Raw genomic sequence first — 17,231 nt, forward strand, 5'->3', positions numbered from 1 at the left:
TCCGAGTAATCCTCCCGATTCAAAATCTCCAGAACGGCCTCTTGTTCCTCGGTGGCCAACGCCGCCGGCTGAAACCTCTGAGACTGCGGGGTCGGGTCTTCAACGGGCGTGTAGTGCTTGTATCCCCGGGTGATCCGGTAGTAGGTCGAGCGGGCCACGCCGGTCAGATCACACGCCGCTGTGACCCCAATCCAGGTATGGGCGGTCAGTGCGGTGACCAGCTCGATCAGGACAGATGATGTCGCTTGAGCCAGGCCTGGTACTGCTCGGCGCTCATCAAAGCTGGTGGGATCTGCGGACCCTCGTCCTGGGTCGAGCTCTTGGTGATCCCGTCCAAGAGCTCGAAGGCTTTTCCCATGATCTCCAACGCCGCCTCGGACTGGTCGTTCTTCTTCTCCAACCGGGCGACTTTGGCGCGCAACCGGGCCAGCTCAGCGCGGTCTTGACTGTCCATGCGGTCCCTCGTCTTGGCGGCGGCAGCGACCATCGAGTCACTGAACGCACCGGACTCGCGGGCCTCTAACCACTCTCGCACGGTCGCCCTGGTCAAGTTGTACTCGCGCATCAACTGGGTTTTCGCGCCGCGCTGCACCGCAAGATCCCAGCGCTGCAAGAACGCAATCCGGAACGCAATCGGGAACGAACGGCGCCCTTTCGCTGACCGTCCAATCGGGATATCGATCGGGGTACTCAACAAATCCATGTCACACTCCATCCCCACCACCCCTACCACTCCTGCTGTCTTACAACCAGGGTGGCAGGGAGGGTTCAGACCCTTGGGTTTGACCAGAACGGTGGGTTTGAGGTCAGGGAGCGCCGCAGAGGGAGGTCTCGGCCTGGATCTGACCTGCGATGTGGAGCGGATCGAGTTGTTTGACACCGATCGTGACCGCGGTGGATCCGGCGAGACCGGGCAGGCAGAGACCGCCTGACAGGATCGTTTCCTGAGCCGCCAGCTGATCGACGATCTCGACGTTGAGCGCATTGATGGCTGTCCGCACCGGCCCTAGGTCGGGCGAGCCCGACGGGGGCATGCCTCCCGGCGATGACCACACCTCGAACAGGCCGCGCTGGACGGTCTTGCTGGCCTCGATCTGGTCTCGGAACACCATTCGGACGTAGGCGGGATCCAGCTCGCGTTCGACGGCGAGCAGCGATACCGAGTCCAGCACCACCTGTTCGCGGACGGGATCGTCGATTGCTGCACCGGACGCCCGCTTGGACGCGGCAACGGTGTCGGCGAGGGCGAGCCGGTCGGCGATCGCCGACGTCAGGCCGGTCAGATCAACGGTTGCGACCGAACCGCCCGGCGCTGCCTGGGCCGCGGTCGGGGCGAGCAACGCCGTTGCCGACACCGCAATGCCGATGAGCAAGGATCGAATCCGCATGGCGCGATGATATTCCCAAAGTGGTGGGTTCGGGCGAGGTCGACCTGGGCGAACGCTCGCCCGAACCCACCACTTCCGGGCTACTGGAGGAAGACCGCCGCTTGGTCGGCCAGGTCGAGGAGGGGTTGGGGAAAGATGCCGAGCAGCACTGTCACCACGACACACAACGCAATGGAGATCGTGGTCCCGATGCCCGGAATCACGACGGTGGGTGCGTCGGAATCGGGCTCGGAGAAGAACATCAACACGATCACGCGGACATAGAACACGACTGCGATCGCGCTGCTGATCACGCCGACGATCACCAGCGGCACGGCACCACCGGACGCCGCGGCCTGGAAGACCGCGAACTTGCTGACGAATCCGCTGGTCAAGGGAATGCCTGCGAACGCCAGTAAGAAGAGGGCAAAAACGCCTGCCACCAAGGGTGATCGACGCCCCAGCCCGGCCCAGCGGGACATGTCGGTGACCTCACCGGACTTGTCGCGGACCAGCGTCACGATGGCGAATGCCCCAGCAGTGCTGAACCCGTACGCGGCGAGATAGAACATGGTCGACGACAGGCCGGCCCGGTTGATGGCCACCACTCCGGTGAGGATGAATCCGGCATGCGCGACAGAGGAATACGCCAGCATGCGCTTCATGTCCGTCTGGGTGATGGCGGCGATCGAGGCGATCACCATGGTCAGGATGGCGATCACGATCAAGACCGGGCGCCAATCGTCCTTGAGTCCGGGCAATGCGACATAGAACAGACGCAGCATGGCACCGAAGGCGGCGATTTTGGTGGCTGCGGCCATGAATGCGGTGATAGGCGTCGGCGCGCCCTGGTAGACGTCGGGCACCCAGTAATGGAAGGGCACGGCCCCGACCTTGAACAGCAAGCCGACGGAGAGCAGTCCCGCGCCGATCAGCGCCAGGGTGCGGTCGTTTGTCTCGGCGTCGATGGCTGTTGCGATCTCGCTGAGCTGTACCGACCCCGCGTACCCGTACAGGAATGCCGCACCGAACAGGAAGAACGCCGACGAGAATGCGCCGAGCAGAAAGTATTTGAGCGCTGCCTCTTGCGAGATCAGGCGACGCCGCCGCGCGAGTCCGCACAGCATGTACAGCGGAAGCGAGAGGACCTCCAGCGCGATGAACATCGTCAGCAGGTCATCGGAGGCAGGGAAGAGCAGCATGCCCCCGACCGCGAACATCACCAGCGGGAAGACTTCGGTCTGCACAATTCCCGCCCGCGAGGCGTTCTGCTCCGCCGGACTGCCGGGCACGGTGGAGGCCGCAGAGGCGAACGCGTCGAGCACCTTCCGGTTACCGTCGGACCCAGCGCCTGAGCTCGCGCCGGCAGCCGCACCGGCCATGACCCCGGCCGTGGCGCGTTGGGCCATCAGTGGAATCGCCAGTGCGGAGACGACGAGAATCGTCCCCTGCAGCAGCAACGTGGGACCGTCCACGGCCACCGACCCCACCGCCGCCGACGAATTGGTCCCTGCCAGCGCGACCACCGCGACAAACGCGGCTGCCAGACCTCCGAGACTGAGCACCAGCTGACCGCTGTAGCGATACCGTGCGGGACCGAAGGCCTCGACCAAGACACCGACCACCGCGACGCCGAACACGATCAGCATCGGGGACAGTTGTGCGTACTCGATCGATGGCGCGGGCAGGACCTCCACCGCCATTGCCGGAGATGTCATCGCCCTCCTCCGTCCGGTTCGGCCACGGCAGGCGCCGGGTCATGCTGATCGATCACCGTGAGGGTGTGCCCGACAGCAGGATCGATCACGTCCATCACCGGTTTCGGGTATATGCCCAACACCAGGAGCAGTGCGATGAGTGGGGCGACCACCGCGAGTTCTCGCCGTTTGAGGTCGGGTATCTTCTCGTTCCCCGCCGTGACCGGGCCGGTCATGACCCGCTGGTACATCCACAGCACGTAGATCGCTGCGAGGACGAGGGCAATGGTGGCGCACACCGCCGCGACCGGGTAGCGGGTGAATGTGCCGATGAGAACCAGGAACTCGCTCACGAACGGTCCGAGACCGGGCAAGGAGAGGGTCGCAAGGCCGGCGACGAGGAAGGTGCCCGCCATGATCGGTGCGACCTTCTGCACTCCGCCGTAGTCCGCGATGTTGCGGGTGCCGCGACGGGTGATCAGGAAGCCCGCGATGAGCATCAGTGCGGCGGTGGCTATCCCGTGGTTGACCATGTAGAGCGTCGACCCTGCCTGCCCCTGGCTGGTCAGGGCGAAGATTCCCAGGATGATGAAACCGAAATGGGAGATCGAGGTGTACGCGATCAGGCGCATCATGTCGGTCTGCCCGATCGCCAGTATGGCGCCGTACACGATGCCTATCACCGCGAGTGTGATGACCAGTGGTGTGAAATACCTTGTGGCGTCCGGGAAGAGTTGAACGCAGTAGCGGAGCATCGCGAACGTTCCTACTTTGTCGACGACCGCCATCATGAGCACCGCACTGGCCGGGGTGGCCTGCACTGCGGCATCCGGGAGCCAGGTGTGCAGGGGCCACAGCGGGGCCTTGACCGCGAACGCGAACATGAACCCGAGGAACAGTGCCTTGGCGACGGTCGGGTCGATGTCGAGCGATCCCGAGGAGATGGCCGCGACGATCTCCCGGAAATCGAATGTCCCGCTGCCCATGTCGGTGGTGGCGGCGTACAGACCGATGACCGCGGCCAACATGATCAGCCCGCCGGCGAGGTTGTACAGCAGGAACTTCACGGCGGCGCGTGAGCGAAGGCCTGCCTCGGCGGGACCGCCGAAACCCGCGATGAGGAAATACATCGGGATGAGCATGGCTTCGAAGAAGATGTAGAACAGCAGGATGTCGAGAGCGGTGAACGAGATCATCACCATCGCCTCGACGAGCAACATCAGTGCGACGTAACGGTGGGTGGCCCGACGCCGGTCCTCATCAGCATCGTTCCAGCCGGCGATCAACAGTAGAGGGAGCAGTACCGCGGTGAGCACTACCAGGGCCAGTGCGATGCCGTCGACGCCCAGCGCGTACTTCGTTCCGAAGGCCGGTATCCAGGAGCGTGATTCGACGAACTGGTACTGAGCGCCGCCAGGGTCGAAGCCGACGGCCAGTCCGACGGAGATCGCCAGCACCACCAGCGATGCGCCCAGCGCCAACCACTTCACGTGGGGCCTCATTCGCGGCGGCAGGGTCAGGATGAGGACAGCGCCACCGGCGGGTACCGCCCACAGCAGGGTCAGCCAGGGAAAGTCGCTCACCACACCCTCACCACCATCATCATCGCGACGAGCAGTGCGGCGCCGGCGAACATCGAGAGCGCGTAGGAACGTACGAGTCCGGTCTGCAGGCGGCGCACGTGTGTCGACAGCCCGGACACCGCGGCGCCGACACCGCTGACCAGTCCGTCGACGCCCTTGGTGTCGGCCAGTCCGAGTGCGGTGGTGAGCTTTTGGCCGGGCCGCATGAAAGCTGCCTCGTTGAAGGCGTCGCCGTAGAGGTCGGCGCGGGCGGCCTCGGTCAGCGACGACACGTCGTCGGGTGCCGAGGTCGGGACAGTCCGGCCGGCGTACTGCCGATACGCGATACCGACACCGATGAGAACGACTGCCAGGGTGCTGACCGTGATGACCCAGACCGGGACCGACAGATGACCGTGGTGTTCGCCCACCACAGGCTCCAGCCAATGTTGCAGGGAGCCGCCGAGTACGAGCAGACCGCCGGCGAACACCGAGCCCAGCGCCAGCACGACCATCGGCATCGTCATGATGCCAGGGGACTCGTGGGGGTGGGTGTCGGGCTTCCAGCGCTTCTCGCCGAAGAACGTCAGCAGCATCACGCGGGTCATGTAGAACGCCGTGATCCCGGCGCCGAGGACCGCGACCGTGCCGAGGATGATGCCTTTGACCCCGCCTGCCGCCCAGGCGGTCTCGATGATCTTGTCTTTCGAGAAGAACCCCGAGAACGGTGGGATCCCGATGATGGCGAGGTAGCCGAGACCGAACGTCACGAACGTCACCGGCATCAGGGTGCGAAGCCCGCCGAAGCGGCGCATGTCTGTCTCGTCGTTCATGCCGTGCATGACCGAGCCAGCACCGAGGAACAGGCCGGCCTTGAAGAATCCGTGGGTGATCAGGTGCAAGATGGCGAAGGCGTACCCGGCGGGCCCGAGCCCTGCGGCGAGCACCATGTACCCGATCTGGCTCATCGTGGACGCGGCGAGTGCCTTCTTGATGTCGTCCTTGGCGCAACCGATGATCGCACCGAACAGCAAGGTCACCGCACCGACGATCACCACTCCCAGTTGAGCATCGGGCGCAAGGTTGAAAATGGGCCCGGATCGCGTGATGAGGTAGACACCCGCGGTCACCATCGTTGCCGCGTGGATCAGCGCCGACACCGGCGTGGGGCCCTCCATGGCATCGCCGAGCCAGGACTGCAGCGGCACCTGGGCCGATTTGCCGCATGCTGCGAGCAGCAGCATCAGCCCCAGCGCGGTGAGTGTTCCCTCGCCTGCCTCACCGGCGCCGCCGAAGACGTCTGCGAAGCCGACCGACCCGAAAGTCGCGAACATGATCATCATGCCGATCGCGAGGCCCATGTCGCCGACTCGGTTGACGATGAAGGCCTTCTTCGCGGCAGCTGCGGCGCTGGGTCGCTCATGCCAGAAACCGATCAGCAGATAGGACGCCAGACCGACACCCTCCCAGCCGAGATAGAGGCCCAGGTAGTTGTCGGCGAGGACCAACAGCAGCATCGCCGCGAGAAAGAGGTTGAGGTACGCGAAGAATCGGCGACGATCAGGATCGTCGGCCATGTAGCTGATGGAGTAGATGTGGATGAGTGTCCCGACGCCGGTGATCAGGAGGACGAAACACATCGACAGCTGGTCGAGCTGCAGTCCGAAGTCGACCTGCAGTTCCGCGACCGGAACCCAGGTGAACAACGTCTCGGTCATCGCCCGCTCGTCTGTGGCCCGACCGAGCATGTCGAAGAACAGCACCAGCCCGAAAGCGAAAGACGCCAACGCCATCAGTACGCCCAGCAGGTGACCCCACGCGTCGCTGCGCCGTCCGGCGAGCAGCAGGATCACGGCCCCGGCGAGGGGGAGTGCGGGGAGAACCCAGATCGCATTGTCCATGGCCGGCTCAGAGCTTCAGCAGGTCTGCGTCGTCGACCGAGGCCGAGTGGCGGGTGCGGAAGATGGTCATGATGATGGCGAGACCGACAACGACCTCTGCCGCCGCGACGACCATCGTGAAAAAGGCGATCACCTGGCCGTCGAGGTTGCCGTTCATACGAGCGAAGGTGACGAATGCGAGGTTGCAGGCGTTGAGCATGAGCTCGACACACATGAAGACCACCACGGCGTTGCGTCGTACCAGGACCCCGCCTGCGCCGATGGTGAACAGCAGTGCGGAGATGTAGAGGTAATTCTCGGGATTCATGAGCGACCCCGAGAGTTCGAGGCCCCGAGGTTGGGACCTGCCGGATCGCGCGGTTCCAGTACGTCGCTGACCGACAGCTCGGAGTACGAGCCGTCGGGTAGCAGCGCCGGCATGTCGACGGCGTTGTGCCGGGCATACACACCAGGGTTGGGCAGTGGGGTGCGCCGGGCGCCCTGGGCGAACCTGCGGATCGACATCTCCCGCTGGCTCTCCTTGTCGCCGAGTCGCTCTCGGTGCGCGAGGACCATGGCGCCGAGGGTGGCCGTGATCAGCAGGGCCCCGGTGAGTTCGAAGGCCCAGAGGTACCGGATGAAGATGAGCTCGGCCAGGCCTTCGACGTTGCCTCCGGCATTGGCCTCCTCGACACCCACGAACGCGGTGACGGAGGCGCTACCGATGCCGGCGATCAGGAGTATCCCGAACCCGAGCCCGACGACGATCGCGCCGAGTCGTTGTCCCCGAAGAGTTTCGACGAGGGAGTCCGACGAGTCGACGCCCACGAGCATGAGGACGAAGAGGAACAGCATCATCACCGCGCCCGTGTACACCACGACCTGCGCGACCCCGAGGAACAAGGCGCCCTGGGCGATGTAGAAGACCGCCAGGATGATCATCGTCATCGCCAGGAAGACCGCCGAGTACACGGCTTTCGTCGAACACACGACGCCGAGCGCGCCGAGTACCGCTATCGTCCCGAGAATCCAGAACTGTACGGCCTCTGCCGTGGAGGTCTGGGTCAGTGGTTCCGCGGCCAGAATTGGCGCGGCGAGCAGGGTGTTCACGACGCCTTCGGGGTGGGACGTGGTCGACGTTCTGATGGGCTGTCGGGCATGATCTCGCCGAGGACATTGCCGCGGTAGTAGTCCTCGTCAGTGCTGCCGGGCATCATCGCGTGCGGTGGCGCGGTCATTCCCTCGGCGAGTGGGGCGAGCAGTTTGTCCTTGCCGTAGATCAGGTCGGCACGGTTGTCATCGGCCATCTCGTAGTCGTTCGTCATCGTCAGCGCCCGCGTCGGACACGCCTCGATGCACAGTCCGCACCCGATGCACCGCAGGTAGTTGATCTGATACACCTGGCCGTATCTCTCTCCAGGGGAGTATCTTTCGTACTCGGTGTTGTCGGCTCCCTCGACGAAGATCGCATCGGCGGGGCACGCCCAGGCGCACAGCTCGCACCCGATGCACTTCTCGAGGCCGTCCGGATACCGGTTCAGCTGGTGCCTGCCGTGGTAGCGCGCTGCCGTCGGAGTCTTGACCTCGGGATAGAATTCGGTGTTGTTCTTCTTGAACATCGACGAGAACGTGACGCCGAAGCCGGCGAGTGGTTCCAGTGGGTTACGCATCGGTGCTCTCCCTTTCTGTGACACCTTCTGGGGTGCCCTCGACGACCGTCGGATGGGTGCGGTGGACTCGGCGCAGCCGCGGCGGGACCGGAGGCGCCATCGGGGGAATGGGGAACCCGCCCGCCATGGCGTCGAACGGTCGTGCCGCCTCGACGGCATCGGAATCGGCCTGCGCACGATCACGTTTGTTGCGCAACATCTTCCAGAGCACACCGACAAGCCCGAGAGCCACCACGACGCCGGCGACACCGATCACCGCGGTGCTGATTCCATAGCCCTCGTTGTGGAGGGCACGCACGGTGGCGACAATCATGACCCAGGCCAGCGAGACCGGAATGAGCACCTTCCAGCCGAGGTTCATGAACTGGTCGTAGCGTAGTCGCGGCAGGGTGGCCCGGAGCCAGATGAAGAAGAACAGGAAGCCCCAGACCTTGGCGACGAACCAGATCAGCGGGAACCATCCGGAGTTGGCGCCGTCCCAGAGCGAGATGGGCCAGGGCGCATGCCATCCCCCGAGGAACAGGGTTGCGGCGAGCGCGGACACCGTCGCCATGTTGATGTACTCGGCGAGCATGAACATCGCGAACCGCAACGACGAGTACTCGGTGTGGAATCCGCCGACCAGCTCACCCTCGGCCTCGGGAAGGTCGAACGGTGCACGGTTGGTCTCACCGACCATGGAGAACACATAGACGACAAAAGAAGGGAGCAGCAGGAATACGTACCAGGTGCCGTCTTGCGCGCCGACGATCCCCGACGTCGACATCGTGCCGGCATCGAGGAATACCGCGGCGAACGTCAAACCCATGGCTATCTCGTACGAGATCACCTGCGCGCTCGAGCGCAACCCGCCGAGAAGTGGATATGTCGAACCCGACGCCCAGCCCGCGAGCACGATGCCGTACACCCCGACCGAGGTCACGGCGAGGATGTACAGGACAGCGACGGACAGGTCGGTCAGTTGCAGCGGTGTCTGGTGACCGAAGATCGAGACCACCGGCCCGAACGGGATGACGGCGTAGGCCATGATGGCCGGCACCACCGCGATGATCGGGGCGAGGAGGTAGATGGGCTTGTCGACCCCGCTCGGGATGATGCCCTCTTTCAGCGCCAGCTTGGCCCCGTCCGCAAGGCTCTGCAGCAGACCTTTCGGTCCGACCCGGTTCGGTCCGACCCGGGTCTGCATCCAGGCCATCACCTTGCGTTCGGCGAGGATGGCGATGAGCGGGGTCAGGAGCAGGAAGACGAAGATACCGAGGGCTTTGGCGAGGATCAGCCACCAGGGGTCGTGGCCGAAGGCGGAGAGGTCGGTCATGCGTTCTCCGTCCGATCCACTCGACTGATCCGGACCGGTTGTCCGACAGCGGGCCCGAGGTCTCGGTAAACAGCGCTCCCGGGCGAGTTGAGAGGCACCCACACCACTCGATCGGGTAGGTGGGTCACCTCGAGGGGCAGCGTGATCGAACCCCGGTCCGTGCTGACCGTCACGAGTTCGTCGTCTGTCACCCCGTTTTCGGCGGCAGTCTCGGGTGAGAGCCTGATCACCGGTCGGTGGGCGGTGCCGGCCAGGTGCGGTTCTCCGTCCTGCAGGCGCCCCGCGTCGAGCAACATGCGCCAACCCGTCAGGATTGCTTCGCCTGCGTGCGCCACAGGCGGTGTGGCGGACGGTGTCGCCGTGGTCCCGGACAAGGTGTCCCGCAGCGAAGGTCCGCCGGGGAAGTCACCGTCCCATGGGCCGAGTCGGGCGAGTTCGTCGCGGGAGTCCTCGGCGGTAGGCAACCCGAGGACGTGGCCCATCTGGCGGGCGAGGGCGTCGAGGACTCGCTGGTCGGGCATGGCGCCGTCGCTGGGCAGCGCGGCGTCGAACGAGCGTGGCCTCCCCTCCCAGTCGACGAAGGTGCCGCTCTTGCGTACCACCGCCGACACCGGCAGCACGACGTCGGCGCGGTCGGTCACCGCGCTCTCCCGCAATTCCAGGCTGACCACGAACGGCGCGGCGACGACTGCCGCGAGGGCGGCCACCGGGTCGGGGAGGTCGGAGATGTCCACGCCACCGATGACAAGTGCTCCGAGAGCGCCTGAGGCCGCCTGCGCCAAGATCTCGTCGGTACCCAGTCCGGCCTCGGCCGGTGGTTCGGTTCCCCAGATCCGGGCGACCTGCCTGCGGGCTTCCGGGTCTACGACGGGACGGCCACCGGGCAGCAGGTTCCCCAGAGCGCCCACCTCGAGCGCTCCACGCTCTCCGGCGCGGCGTGGCACCCAGCCGATACGCGCACCCGTCGAGATGGCCAACGCCGCAGCAGCACTCAACGCCCCGGGCGAGGTGGCGAGTCGTTCCCCCGCCAGGATGACTGCGCCTGGCTGCCGGAGTAGTTCGGAGTCGCGGAGTTGTTCGAGCGCGGTGCGTTCCGTTCCGGGAATCGCCTGGATGAGACCACCGGACAGCTTCTGCAGACCTTTGCTCGCATGCGTCGCGATGGACACCACGGTCAGCCCGCCTTTGCGGACCGCCTTGCGCAAACGCAGGAAGATGATCGGTGATTCCTCTTCGGGCTCGAATCCGGCCAGGAGTACAGCCGGTGCCTTCTCGAGGTCGCCGTAGGTCAGGTTCATGGGGCGGCCCGCGATGTGGGTGGCCAAGAAGCCGGCTTCTTCCGCCGAGTGCGCGCGACTGCGGAAGTCGATGTTGTTGGTGCCCAGTGCTGTTCGGGTGAACTTCGCGTAGGCGTAGGCATCCTCGGCGGTGGCTCTGCCGCCCACCAGGACTCCGGCCCGGCCGTGTGCCGCCGTCAGCCCGGTGGCCGCGATGGCCAGCGCGGCGGACCACGACGCCGCCTCCAGGTTGCCGTCGGCGCCCCGGATCAGCGGGGTGGTGATCCGGTCACGCGCTGTTTCGTAGGTGAACGCCCACCGGCCCTTGTCGCAGTTCCATTCCTCGTTGACCTCGGGATCGTCACCGGCCAGCCGCCGCAGCACTTTTCCTCGCCGATGATCGGTGCGCTGCGCGCATCCGCTTGCACAGTGCTCGCACACACTCGGGGTGGAGACCAGGTCGAACGGCCGGGCCCGGAAACGGTAGGCCGCGCCGGTCAGTGCGCCGACCGGACAGATCTGCACGGTGTTTCCGGAGAAGTACGATTCGAATGGTTCGTCCTCGGCGATCCCGACCTGCTGCTGGGCGCCGCGCTCGAGGAGGTCGATGAACGGATCTCCGGCGACCTGCTCGGAGAAGCGGGTGCATCGCGCACACAGGACGCAGCGCTCGCGGTCGAGCAGCACCTCCGACGACAGCGGGATCGGTTTGGGGAAGGTACGTTTGACGCCTTCGAACCGGGATTCGGTGCGGCCTGCGGACATCGCCTGATTCTGGAGGGGACACTCGCCGCCCTTGTCGCAGACAGGGCAGTCCAGCGGATGGTTGATCAACAGCAGTTCCATCACGCCGCGCTGAGCCTTCTCGGCGCTCTCGGAGGTGAGCTGGGTCTTGACCACCATCCCTTCGCTCACCGTGGTGGTGCAGGAGGCGAGCGGTTTGCGCTGGCCTTCGACCTCGACCAGGCACTGCCGGCAAGCGCCCACCGGTTCGAGAAGGGGGTGGTCGCAGAATCGTGGGATCTGCACCCCGATGAGTTCGGCGGCGCGGATCACCAAGGTGCCTTTGGGTACCTGGAGCTGGGCCCCGTCGATGGTGATGGACACGAGGTCGGCAGGGGCCGTGGTATCGGGGGTCGAGTTGCTGGTCACCGTCATGGCGCGCCCACTTTCTCGAACAGGGTTGATCGGGCGGGATCGAAGGGACAGCCCCGGCCGTCCGCGTGCTCGATGAATTCGTTGCGGAAGTACTTGAGAGACGACATGATCGGGCTCGCCGCACCGTCGCCCAACGCGCAGAATGATTTGCCGAGGATGCTGTCTGCGATGTCGAGTAGCTTCTGCAGATCGTCGGCTGTCCCGGTGCCTTTCTCCAGACCCTGCAGGATCTGCACCAGCCAGTAGGTACCCTCCCGGCACGGCGTGCACTTGCCGCAGGATTCGTGCGCGTAGAACTCGGTCCAGCGCAGGACGGCCCGGACCACGCAGGTCGTCTCATCGAAGATCTGTAATGCCTTGGTACCCAGCATGGATCCGGAAGCACCGACGCCCTCGTAATCGAGGGTGACGTCGAGGTGCTCCGCGGTGAAGATCGGCGTCGACGAGCCGCCGGGAGTCCAGAACTTGAGCTCATGACCGCCCCGCACGCCGCCGGCGTAATCGAGGAGCTCACGCAGGGTGATGCCCAGCGGTGCTTCGTATTGCCCCGGTGTGGTGACGTGCCCGGAGAGCGAGTAGAGGGTGAAGCCGGGTGACTTCTCGGTCCCCATGCTCTGGAACCAGTCGTTGCCGTGCAGGATGATCGGCGGCACACTCGCGATCGACTCGACGTTGTTGACCACGGTGGGGCTGGCGTACAGGCCGGCGACCGCGGGGAACGGCGGACGCAGGCGAGGTTGCCCGCGCCTGCCTTCCAGCGAATCGAGCAGCGCCGTCTCCTCACCGCAGATGTAGGCCCCGGCGCCTGCGTGTACGACAATGTCGAGGTCGAAACCCGCACCGAGGATGTCGGTGCCGAGCAGGCCTGCCTCATGGGCTTCCGCCACGGCGGTCTGCAGCCTGCGCAGTACCGGAATCACCTCTCCTCGTACGTAGATGAACGCCTTGGCCGCGCGGATCGCGTACGCGGCGATGATGATTCCTTCGATCAGTACGTGTGGGGTCGCCAACAGCAACGGCATGTCCTTGCATGTGCCGGGCTCTGATTCGTCGGCGTTGACCACCAGATAGTGCGGCTTACCGTCACCTTGTGGGATGAATGACCACTTCATCCCGGTGGGGAAGCCTGCGCCGCCGCGGCCACGCAGGCCGGATGCCTTGACTCCCGCGATGAGGGCGTCGGGATCCATGTCGAGGGCCAGGCGCAGGGCCGCATAGCCGTCGTGGCGGCGATAGTTGTCGAGGGTCCACGACTCGGCTTCGTCCCAGTAGCGCGACAGCACAGGCGACAGTGACATGTCAGACTCCCTCGCCGGGCGGTGTGGTCTCCGACGATCCGGATCGCGGAGGTGCGGTTGTATCCGGTGCGGGCGCAGGTTTGTCGGCCGTCGTCTCCGCAGCGACCTGTTGGTCGTCCGGGCCAGTGGCGTCGCCCGAGGCGTTCGCCGAAGGTGCCTCCATGTCGAGCGCGCGCGCGATCCGCAGGCCCGCCAGTGTCGCATCGCCGGGTGCGGCGGCGTCCGAGGCGCCGGGACGGGTGTCCGGGAAACCGGCCAAGATCCGCGCGGTCTCACGGAAGGTACACAGCGGGGCACCGCGAGTGGGTGTCACCTGCTCGCCGCTGCGCAGCGCGTCCACCAGGTCACGACCGGAGCGGGGCGTCTGATTGTCGAAGAACTCCCAGTTGACCATCACCACCGGTGCGTAGTCGCAGGCAGCGTTGCACTCGATGTGCTCGAGGGTGATGGTGCCGTCCGCAGTCGTGCCGCCGGGCCCGATGTCGAGGTACTCGCTCAGGTCGGCCAGGATCTCGTCGCCGCCCATGACCGCGCACAGCGTGTTGGTGCACACCCCGACCAGGTAGTCGCCGGTCTCCCGGCGCCGGTACATCGAATAGAACGTGGAGACCGCGGTGACCTCGGCCGGGGTGAGGCCGAGTTGGTCTGCGCAGAAGCCGATCCCTGTCGGGGTGATGAACCCGTCCTCGCTCTGGACCAGATGCAGAAGCGGGAGCAGCGCAGACCGCGGACTCGGGTAGCGCGCGATGATCTCCGCGGCGTCGGTCTCGAGCCGAGCGAGGACATCGCCTGGGTAGGTACGAGTTGTGGTGACGTGGTGTGCCGCGAAGTCGATGAACACCGGTTCTGCAGTCATCGGTCGACGCCTCCCATCACCGGGTCGATACCGGCGACCGCAGCGATGACGTCCGAGATCATCCCGCCCTCGCACATCGCCGCCACCGCCTGCAGATTCGTGAACGACGGGTCGCGGAAGTGGACCCGATACGGCCGGGTGCCACCGTCGCTGACCATGTGCACCCCGAGCTCGCCCCGCGGCGACTCGACGGCGACATAGACCTGTCCCGGTGGGACACGCATGCCCTCGGTGACGAGCTTGAAGTGATGGATGAGACCTTCCATGGATGAGCCCATGATGTTGGATATGTGTTCGGGTGAGTTGCCGAGTCCGTCCGCACCGACGGTGAGATCGGCGGGCCAGGCAATCTTTTGGTCCGCCACCATGATCGGGCCCGGCCGCAGCCGATCGAGGCACTGCTCGACGATCTTCAGCGACTCCTTCATCTCTTTGATACGGATCTGGTAGCGGCCGTACGAGTCACACGCGGTGTCGGTGATTACGTCGAACTCGTAGTTCTCGTAGCCGCAGTACGGGGATGACCGGCGTAGATCGTGAGGCAGTCCGGTGGCCCGCAGAATGGGGCCGGTGATTCCCAGCGCCATACAACCGGTGAGGTCGAGATACCCGATTCCCTGCGTGCGGGCTTTCCAGATGTAGTTCTCGCTCAACAGGTCCTCGACGTCACGCAGTCGACCCGGCATCACCTTGAGCAGGTCACGGATCTTCTCCACCGCACCGTCGGGTAGATCCTGGGCCAGGCCACCGGGGCGAATGAATGCGTGGTTCATCCGCAGACCGGTGATCATCTCGAAGACGTCGAGGATCAGTTCCCGCTCCCGGAACCCGAACAGCATCGCGGTCACCGCGCCGAGTTCCATACCGCCGGTGGCCAGTGCGACCAGATGTGAGGAGACCCGGTTGAGTTCCATCAACATCACGCGGATGACGTTGACCCGCTCAGGGATGGCGTCGGTGATGTCGAGCAGCTTTTCCACACCCAGGCAGTACGCGGTCTCGTTGAAGAACGGGGACAGGTAGTCCATGCGCGTCACGAACGTGACGCCCTGGGTCCAGTTCCGGAACTCCAGATTCTTTTCGATTCCCGTGTGCAGGTACCCGATTCCGCATCTTGCCTCGGTGACGGTCTCACCGTCGAGGACCAGGATCAGCCGGAGCACTCCGTGTGTGGACGGGTGCTGCGGCCCCATGTTGACCACGATGCGTTCTTCTCCGGCCTCGGCGGCGGCGCTTGCCACCTCGTCCCAGTCCTGCCCGGACGCACTGTAGAGGCTCCCGTCAGGTTCGGTGTAGCTGTCCTGTTCGACGTGCTCGCTCATCAGTTGTACGACCTCCGCTGATCGGGCGGTGCGATACGAGCGCCCTTGAACTCGACCGGGATACCGCCGAGGGGGTAGTCCTTGCGTTGGGGATGCCCCTCCCAGTCGTCGGGCATCTCGATCCTGGTCAGCGACGGATGGCCGTCGAAGATGATCCCGAAGAAGTCGTACGTCTCCCGTTCGTGCCAGTCGCAGGTGGGATAGATGTCATACAGCGATGGGATGTGAGGATCGCTGTCGGGCACGGCGACTTCCAGCCGGACCCGCCGGTTGTGGGTGATCGACAACAGGGGGTACGTCGCGTGGAGCTCACGGCCGGTCTCGTCCGGGTAGTGCACACCGCTGACGCCCAGGCTCAGTTCGAATCTCAGTGCGGGGTCGTCTCGCAGGACCGAGGCGACCACCGGAAGGTGCTGCGCGCGCATGTGCAGCGTCAGTTCGTCCCGAAAGACCACGACCTTCTCCAATGCTTCCTCAGCGCCCGGATTCCCCTCGGACGACAACGCCTCGGTCAGCAGATCGACGACCTCGTCGAAGTAGCCCCCGTAGGGCCGTGGTGTGCTGCCGGGCAGCGAGACGGGGCGGATCAGGCGGCCGTAACCCGAGGTGTCGCCGCTGCCGCGGACCCCGAACAGTCCGCGCCGGATCCCAATGACCTCGCGGTCGCCCTCGCGGTCGTTGTCGGTGTCACCGGACGTCATCGCAGTAGGCCCTTCATCTCGATGGTCGGCGTCGCCGACATCGCGGCCTGCTCGGCGGCTGCGATCGCCGCTTCGCGGTCGACGCCGAGCGGCATCTCCCCGATCTTCTCGTGGAGCTTGAGAATTGCGTGCAGCAACATCTCCGGCCGGGGCGGGCAACCCGGGAGATAGATGTCGACCGGCACGACGTGATCGACGCCCTGGACGATGGCGTAGTTGTTGAATATCCCGCCAGAGGATGCGCAGACGCCCATGGCCAGAACCCATTTCGGCTCGGCCATCTGGTCATATATCTGGCGTAGCACCGGGGCCATCTTCTGGCTGACCCGGCCCGCGACGATCATCAGATCGGCCTGCCTGGGGGAAGCGCGGAAGGCCTCCATCCCGAAGCGGGCGATGTCGAAACGACCGCCACTGGTGGCCATCATCTCGATGGCGCAGCAGGCCAACCCGAACGTCGCCGGCCACAACGAGCCTTTCCGCATGTACCCGGCCAGTCCCTCGACAGTGCTCAGGAGGAATCCGCTCGGTAGCTTTTCTTCCAGACCCATGATGGTCACTCTTTCCGAAACTGCTTGGTGTGCGGTCAATCCCAGCTGAGGCCGCCACGCCTCCACTCGTAGGCATACGCCACGGAGACGTTGAAGATGAACAGCGCCACGGCGATGAGGCCGAAGATTCCGAGTGAGTCGAAGTACACGGCCCAGGGGTAGAGGAACACGATCTCGATGTCGAAGATGATGAACAACATGGCGGTCAGGTAATACTTGACCGGGATGCGCTGGCCGGTGCCGCTGGCCGCGAGGTTTCCAGAGCCCAAGCCGCCCAGTGGATTTGGAACGGGCTCGATGCCGCACTCGTATGCTTCGAGTTTGGCTCGGTTGTATCGGCGTGGACCGACCAGATTCGCGAGCATGGCCGACACTACGGCGAAGGCGACCGCGATCGCGCCGAGAACGAGGATGGGGACGTAGAGATTCATCGGTGCGGGGTCCTCCTTTCGCGCAGACGGCGGGCGGAGATGTGGTCGGGCGATCGGGCGGACGAATCAGAGCGTCCGGTCGCGGTGACCACTCAGGGCTGTGTGTGATCTGAAACACACACTACCGGCGGCCCCGCCGTCGCCGT

The 17,231-nt window shown here is 65.1% G+C and carries 16 protein-coding genes; all 16 read right to left on the bottom strand.

What is annotated here, in order from left to right:
• Positions 1 to 226: 226 nt before the first annotated feature.
• Positions 227 to 703, bottom strand: coding sequence for a hypothetical protein (locus BFL43_RS12285; protein WP_084889796.1), 477 nt, complete (start codon positions 701 to 703; stop codon positions 227 to 229).
• Positions 704 to 806: 103 nt separating this feature from the next.
• Positions 807 to 1,388, bottom strand: a complete 582-nt coding sequence (aroQ, locus tag BFL43_RS12290; protein WP_084892831.1) for a gamma subclass chorismate mutase AroQ — start codon at positions 1,386 to 1,388, stop codon at positions 807 to 809.
• A gap of 80 nt (positions 1,389 to 1,468) precedes the next feature.
• Complete coding sequence (nuoN, locus tag BFL43_RS12295) at positions 1,469 to 3,085, bottom strand: NADH-quinone oxidoreductase subunit NuoN (RefSeq protein WP_240498219.1); 1,617 nt, start codon at positions 3,083 to 3,085, stop codon at positions 1,469 to 1,471.
• Entirely contained in the window at positions 3,082 to 4,647 is a 1,566-nt protein-coding gene (locus BFL43_RS12300; RefSeq protein ID WP_084892896.1) for an NADH-quinone oxidoreductase subunit M, read from the bottom strand. Before BFL43_RS12300 ends, nuoN begins: the two co-directional genes overlap by 4 nt.
• Complete coding sequence (gene nuoL, locus BFL43_RS12305; protein WP_084892833.1) at positions 4,644 to 6,527, bottom strand: NADH-quinone oxidoreductase subunit L; 1,884 nt, start codon at positions 6,525 to 6,527, stop codon at positions 4,644 to 4,646. The genes BFL43_RS12300 and nuoL overlap by 4 nt, the downstream gene beginning before the upstream one ends.
• 7 nt (positions 6,528 to 6,534) lie before the next feature.
• Positions 6,535 to 6,834: an NADH-quinone oxidoreductase subunit NuoK gene (gene nuoK / locus BFL43_RS12310; protein ID WP_084892834.1), complete on the bottom strand. Its 300-nt coding sequence runs from the start codon at positions 6,832 to 6,834 to the stop codon at positions 6,535 to 6,537.
• Complete coding sequence (locus BFL43_RS12315) at positions 6,831 to 7,592, bottom strand: NADH-quinone oxidoreductase subunit J (protein ID WP_084892897.1); 762 nt, start codon at positions 7,590 to 7,592, stop codon at positions 6,831 to 6,833. Before BFL43_RS12315 ends, nuoK begins: the two co-directional genes overlap by 4 nt.
• A gap of 20 nt (positions 7,593 to 7,612) precedes the next feature.
• Positions 7,613 to 8,176: an NADH-quinone oxidoreductase subunit NuoI gene (gene nuoI, locus BFL43_RS12320; RefSeq protein ID WP_084892835.1), complete on the bottom strand. Its 564-nt coding sequence runs from the start codon at positions 8,174 to 8,176 to the stop codon at positions 7,613 to 7,615.
• Complete coding sequence (nuoH, locus tag BFL43_RS12325; protein WP_084892836.1) at positions 8,169 to 9,491, bottom strand: NADH-quinone oxidoreductase subunit NuoH; 1,323 nt, start codon at positions 9,489 to 9,491, stop codon at positions 8,169 to 8,171. Before nuoH ends, nuoI begins: the two co-directional genes overlap by 8 nt.
• The gene (locus tag BFL43_RS12330) at positions 9,488 to 11,926 is read right to left on the bottom strand and encodes an NADH-quinone oxidoreductase subunit G (protein ID WP_084892837.1); all 2,439 of its coding nucleotides are present in this window, start codon (positions 11,924 to 11,926) and stop codon (positions 9,488 to 9,490) included. The genes nuoH and BFL43_RS12330 overlap by 4 nt, the downstream gene beginning before the upstream one ends.
• Positions 11,923 to 13,224, bottom strand: a complete 1,302-nt coding sequence (gene nuoF / locus BFL43_RS12335; protein WP_084892838.1) for an NADH-quinone oxidoreductase subunit NuoF — start codon at positions 13,222 to 13,224, stop codon at positions 11,923 to 11,925. Before nuoF ends, BFL43_RS12330 begins: the two co-directional genes overlap by 4 nt.
• 1 nt (position 13,225) lies before the next feature.
• The gene (nuoE, locus tag BFL43_RS12340) at positions 13,226 to 14,080 is read right to left on the bottom strand and encodes an NADH-quinone oxidoreductase subunit NuoE (RefSeq protein WP_084892839.1); all 855 of its coding nucleotides are present in this window, start codon (positions 14,078 to 14,080) and stop codon (positions 13,226 to 13,228) included.
• Positions 14,077 to 15,402 (bottom strand): NADH dehydrogenase (quinone) subunit D, encoded by a 1,326-nt coding sequence (gene nuoD, locus BFL43_RS12345; RefSeq protein ID WP_084892840.1) that lies wholly within the window; start codon positions 15,400 to 15,402, stop codon positions 14,077 to 14,079. The genes nuoE and nuoD overlap by 4 nt, the downstream gene beginning before the upstream one ends.
• Positions 15,402 to 16,103 (bottom strand): NADH-quinone oxidoreductase subunit C, encoded by a 702-nt coding sequence (locus tag BFL43_RS12350; RefSeq protein ID WP_084892841.1) that lies wholly within the window; start codon positions 16,101 to 16,103, stop codon positions 15,402 to 15,404. Before BFL43_RS12350 ends, nuoD begins: the two co-directional genes overlap by 1 nt.
• On the bottom strand, positions 16,100 to 16,654 hold the full coding sequence (locus tag BFL43_RS12355; RefSeq protein ID WP_084892898.1) for an NADH-quinone oxidoreductase subunit B: 555 nt from the start codon (positions 16,652 to 16,654) through the stop codon (positions 16,100 to 16,102). The genes BFL43_RS12350 and BFL43_RS12355 overlap by 4 nt, the downstream gene beginning before the upstream one ends.
• Positions 16,655 to 16,689: 35 nt before the next feature.
• Positions 16,690 to 17,085 (bottom strand): NADH-quinone oxidoreductase subunit A, encoded by a 396-nt coding sequence (locus BFL43_RS12360; RefSeq protein ID WP_084892842.1) that lies wholly within the window; start codon positions 17,083 to 17,085, stop codon positions 16,690 to 16,692.
• Positions 17,086 to 17,231 lie beyond the last annotated feature (146 nt).

This window comes from Williamsia sp. 1135, assembly GCF_002095395.1.
Taxonomy (GTDB): Bacteria; Actinomycetota; Actinomycetes; order Mycobacteriales; family Mycobacteriaceae; genus Williamsia.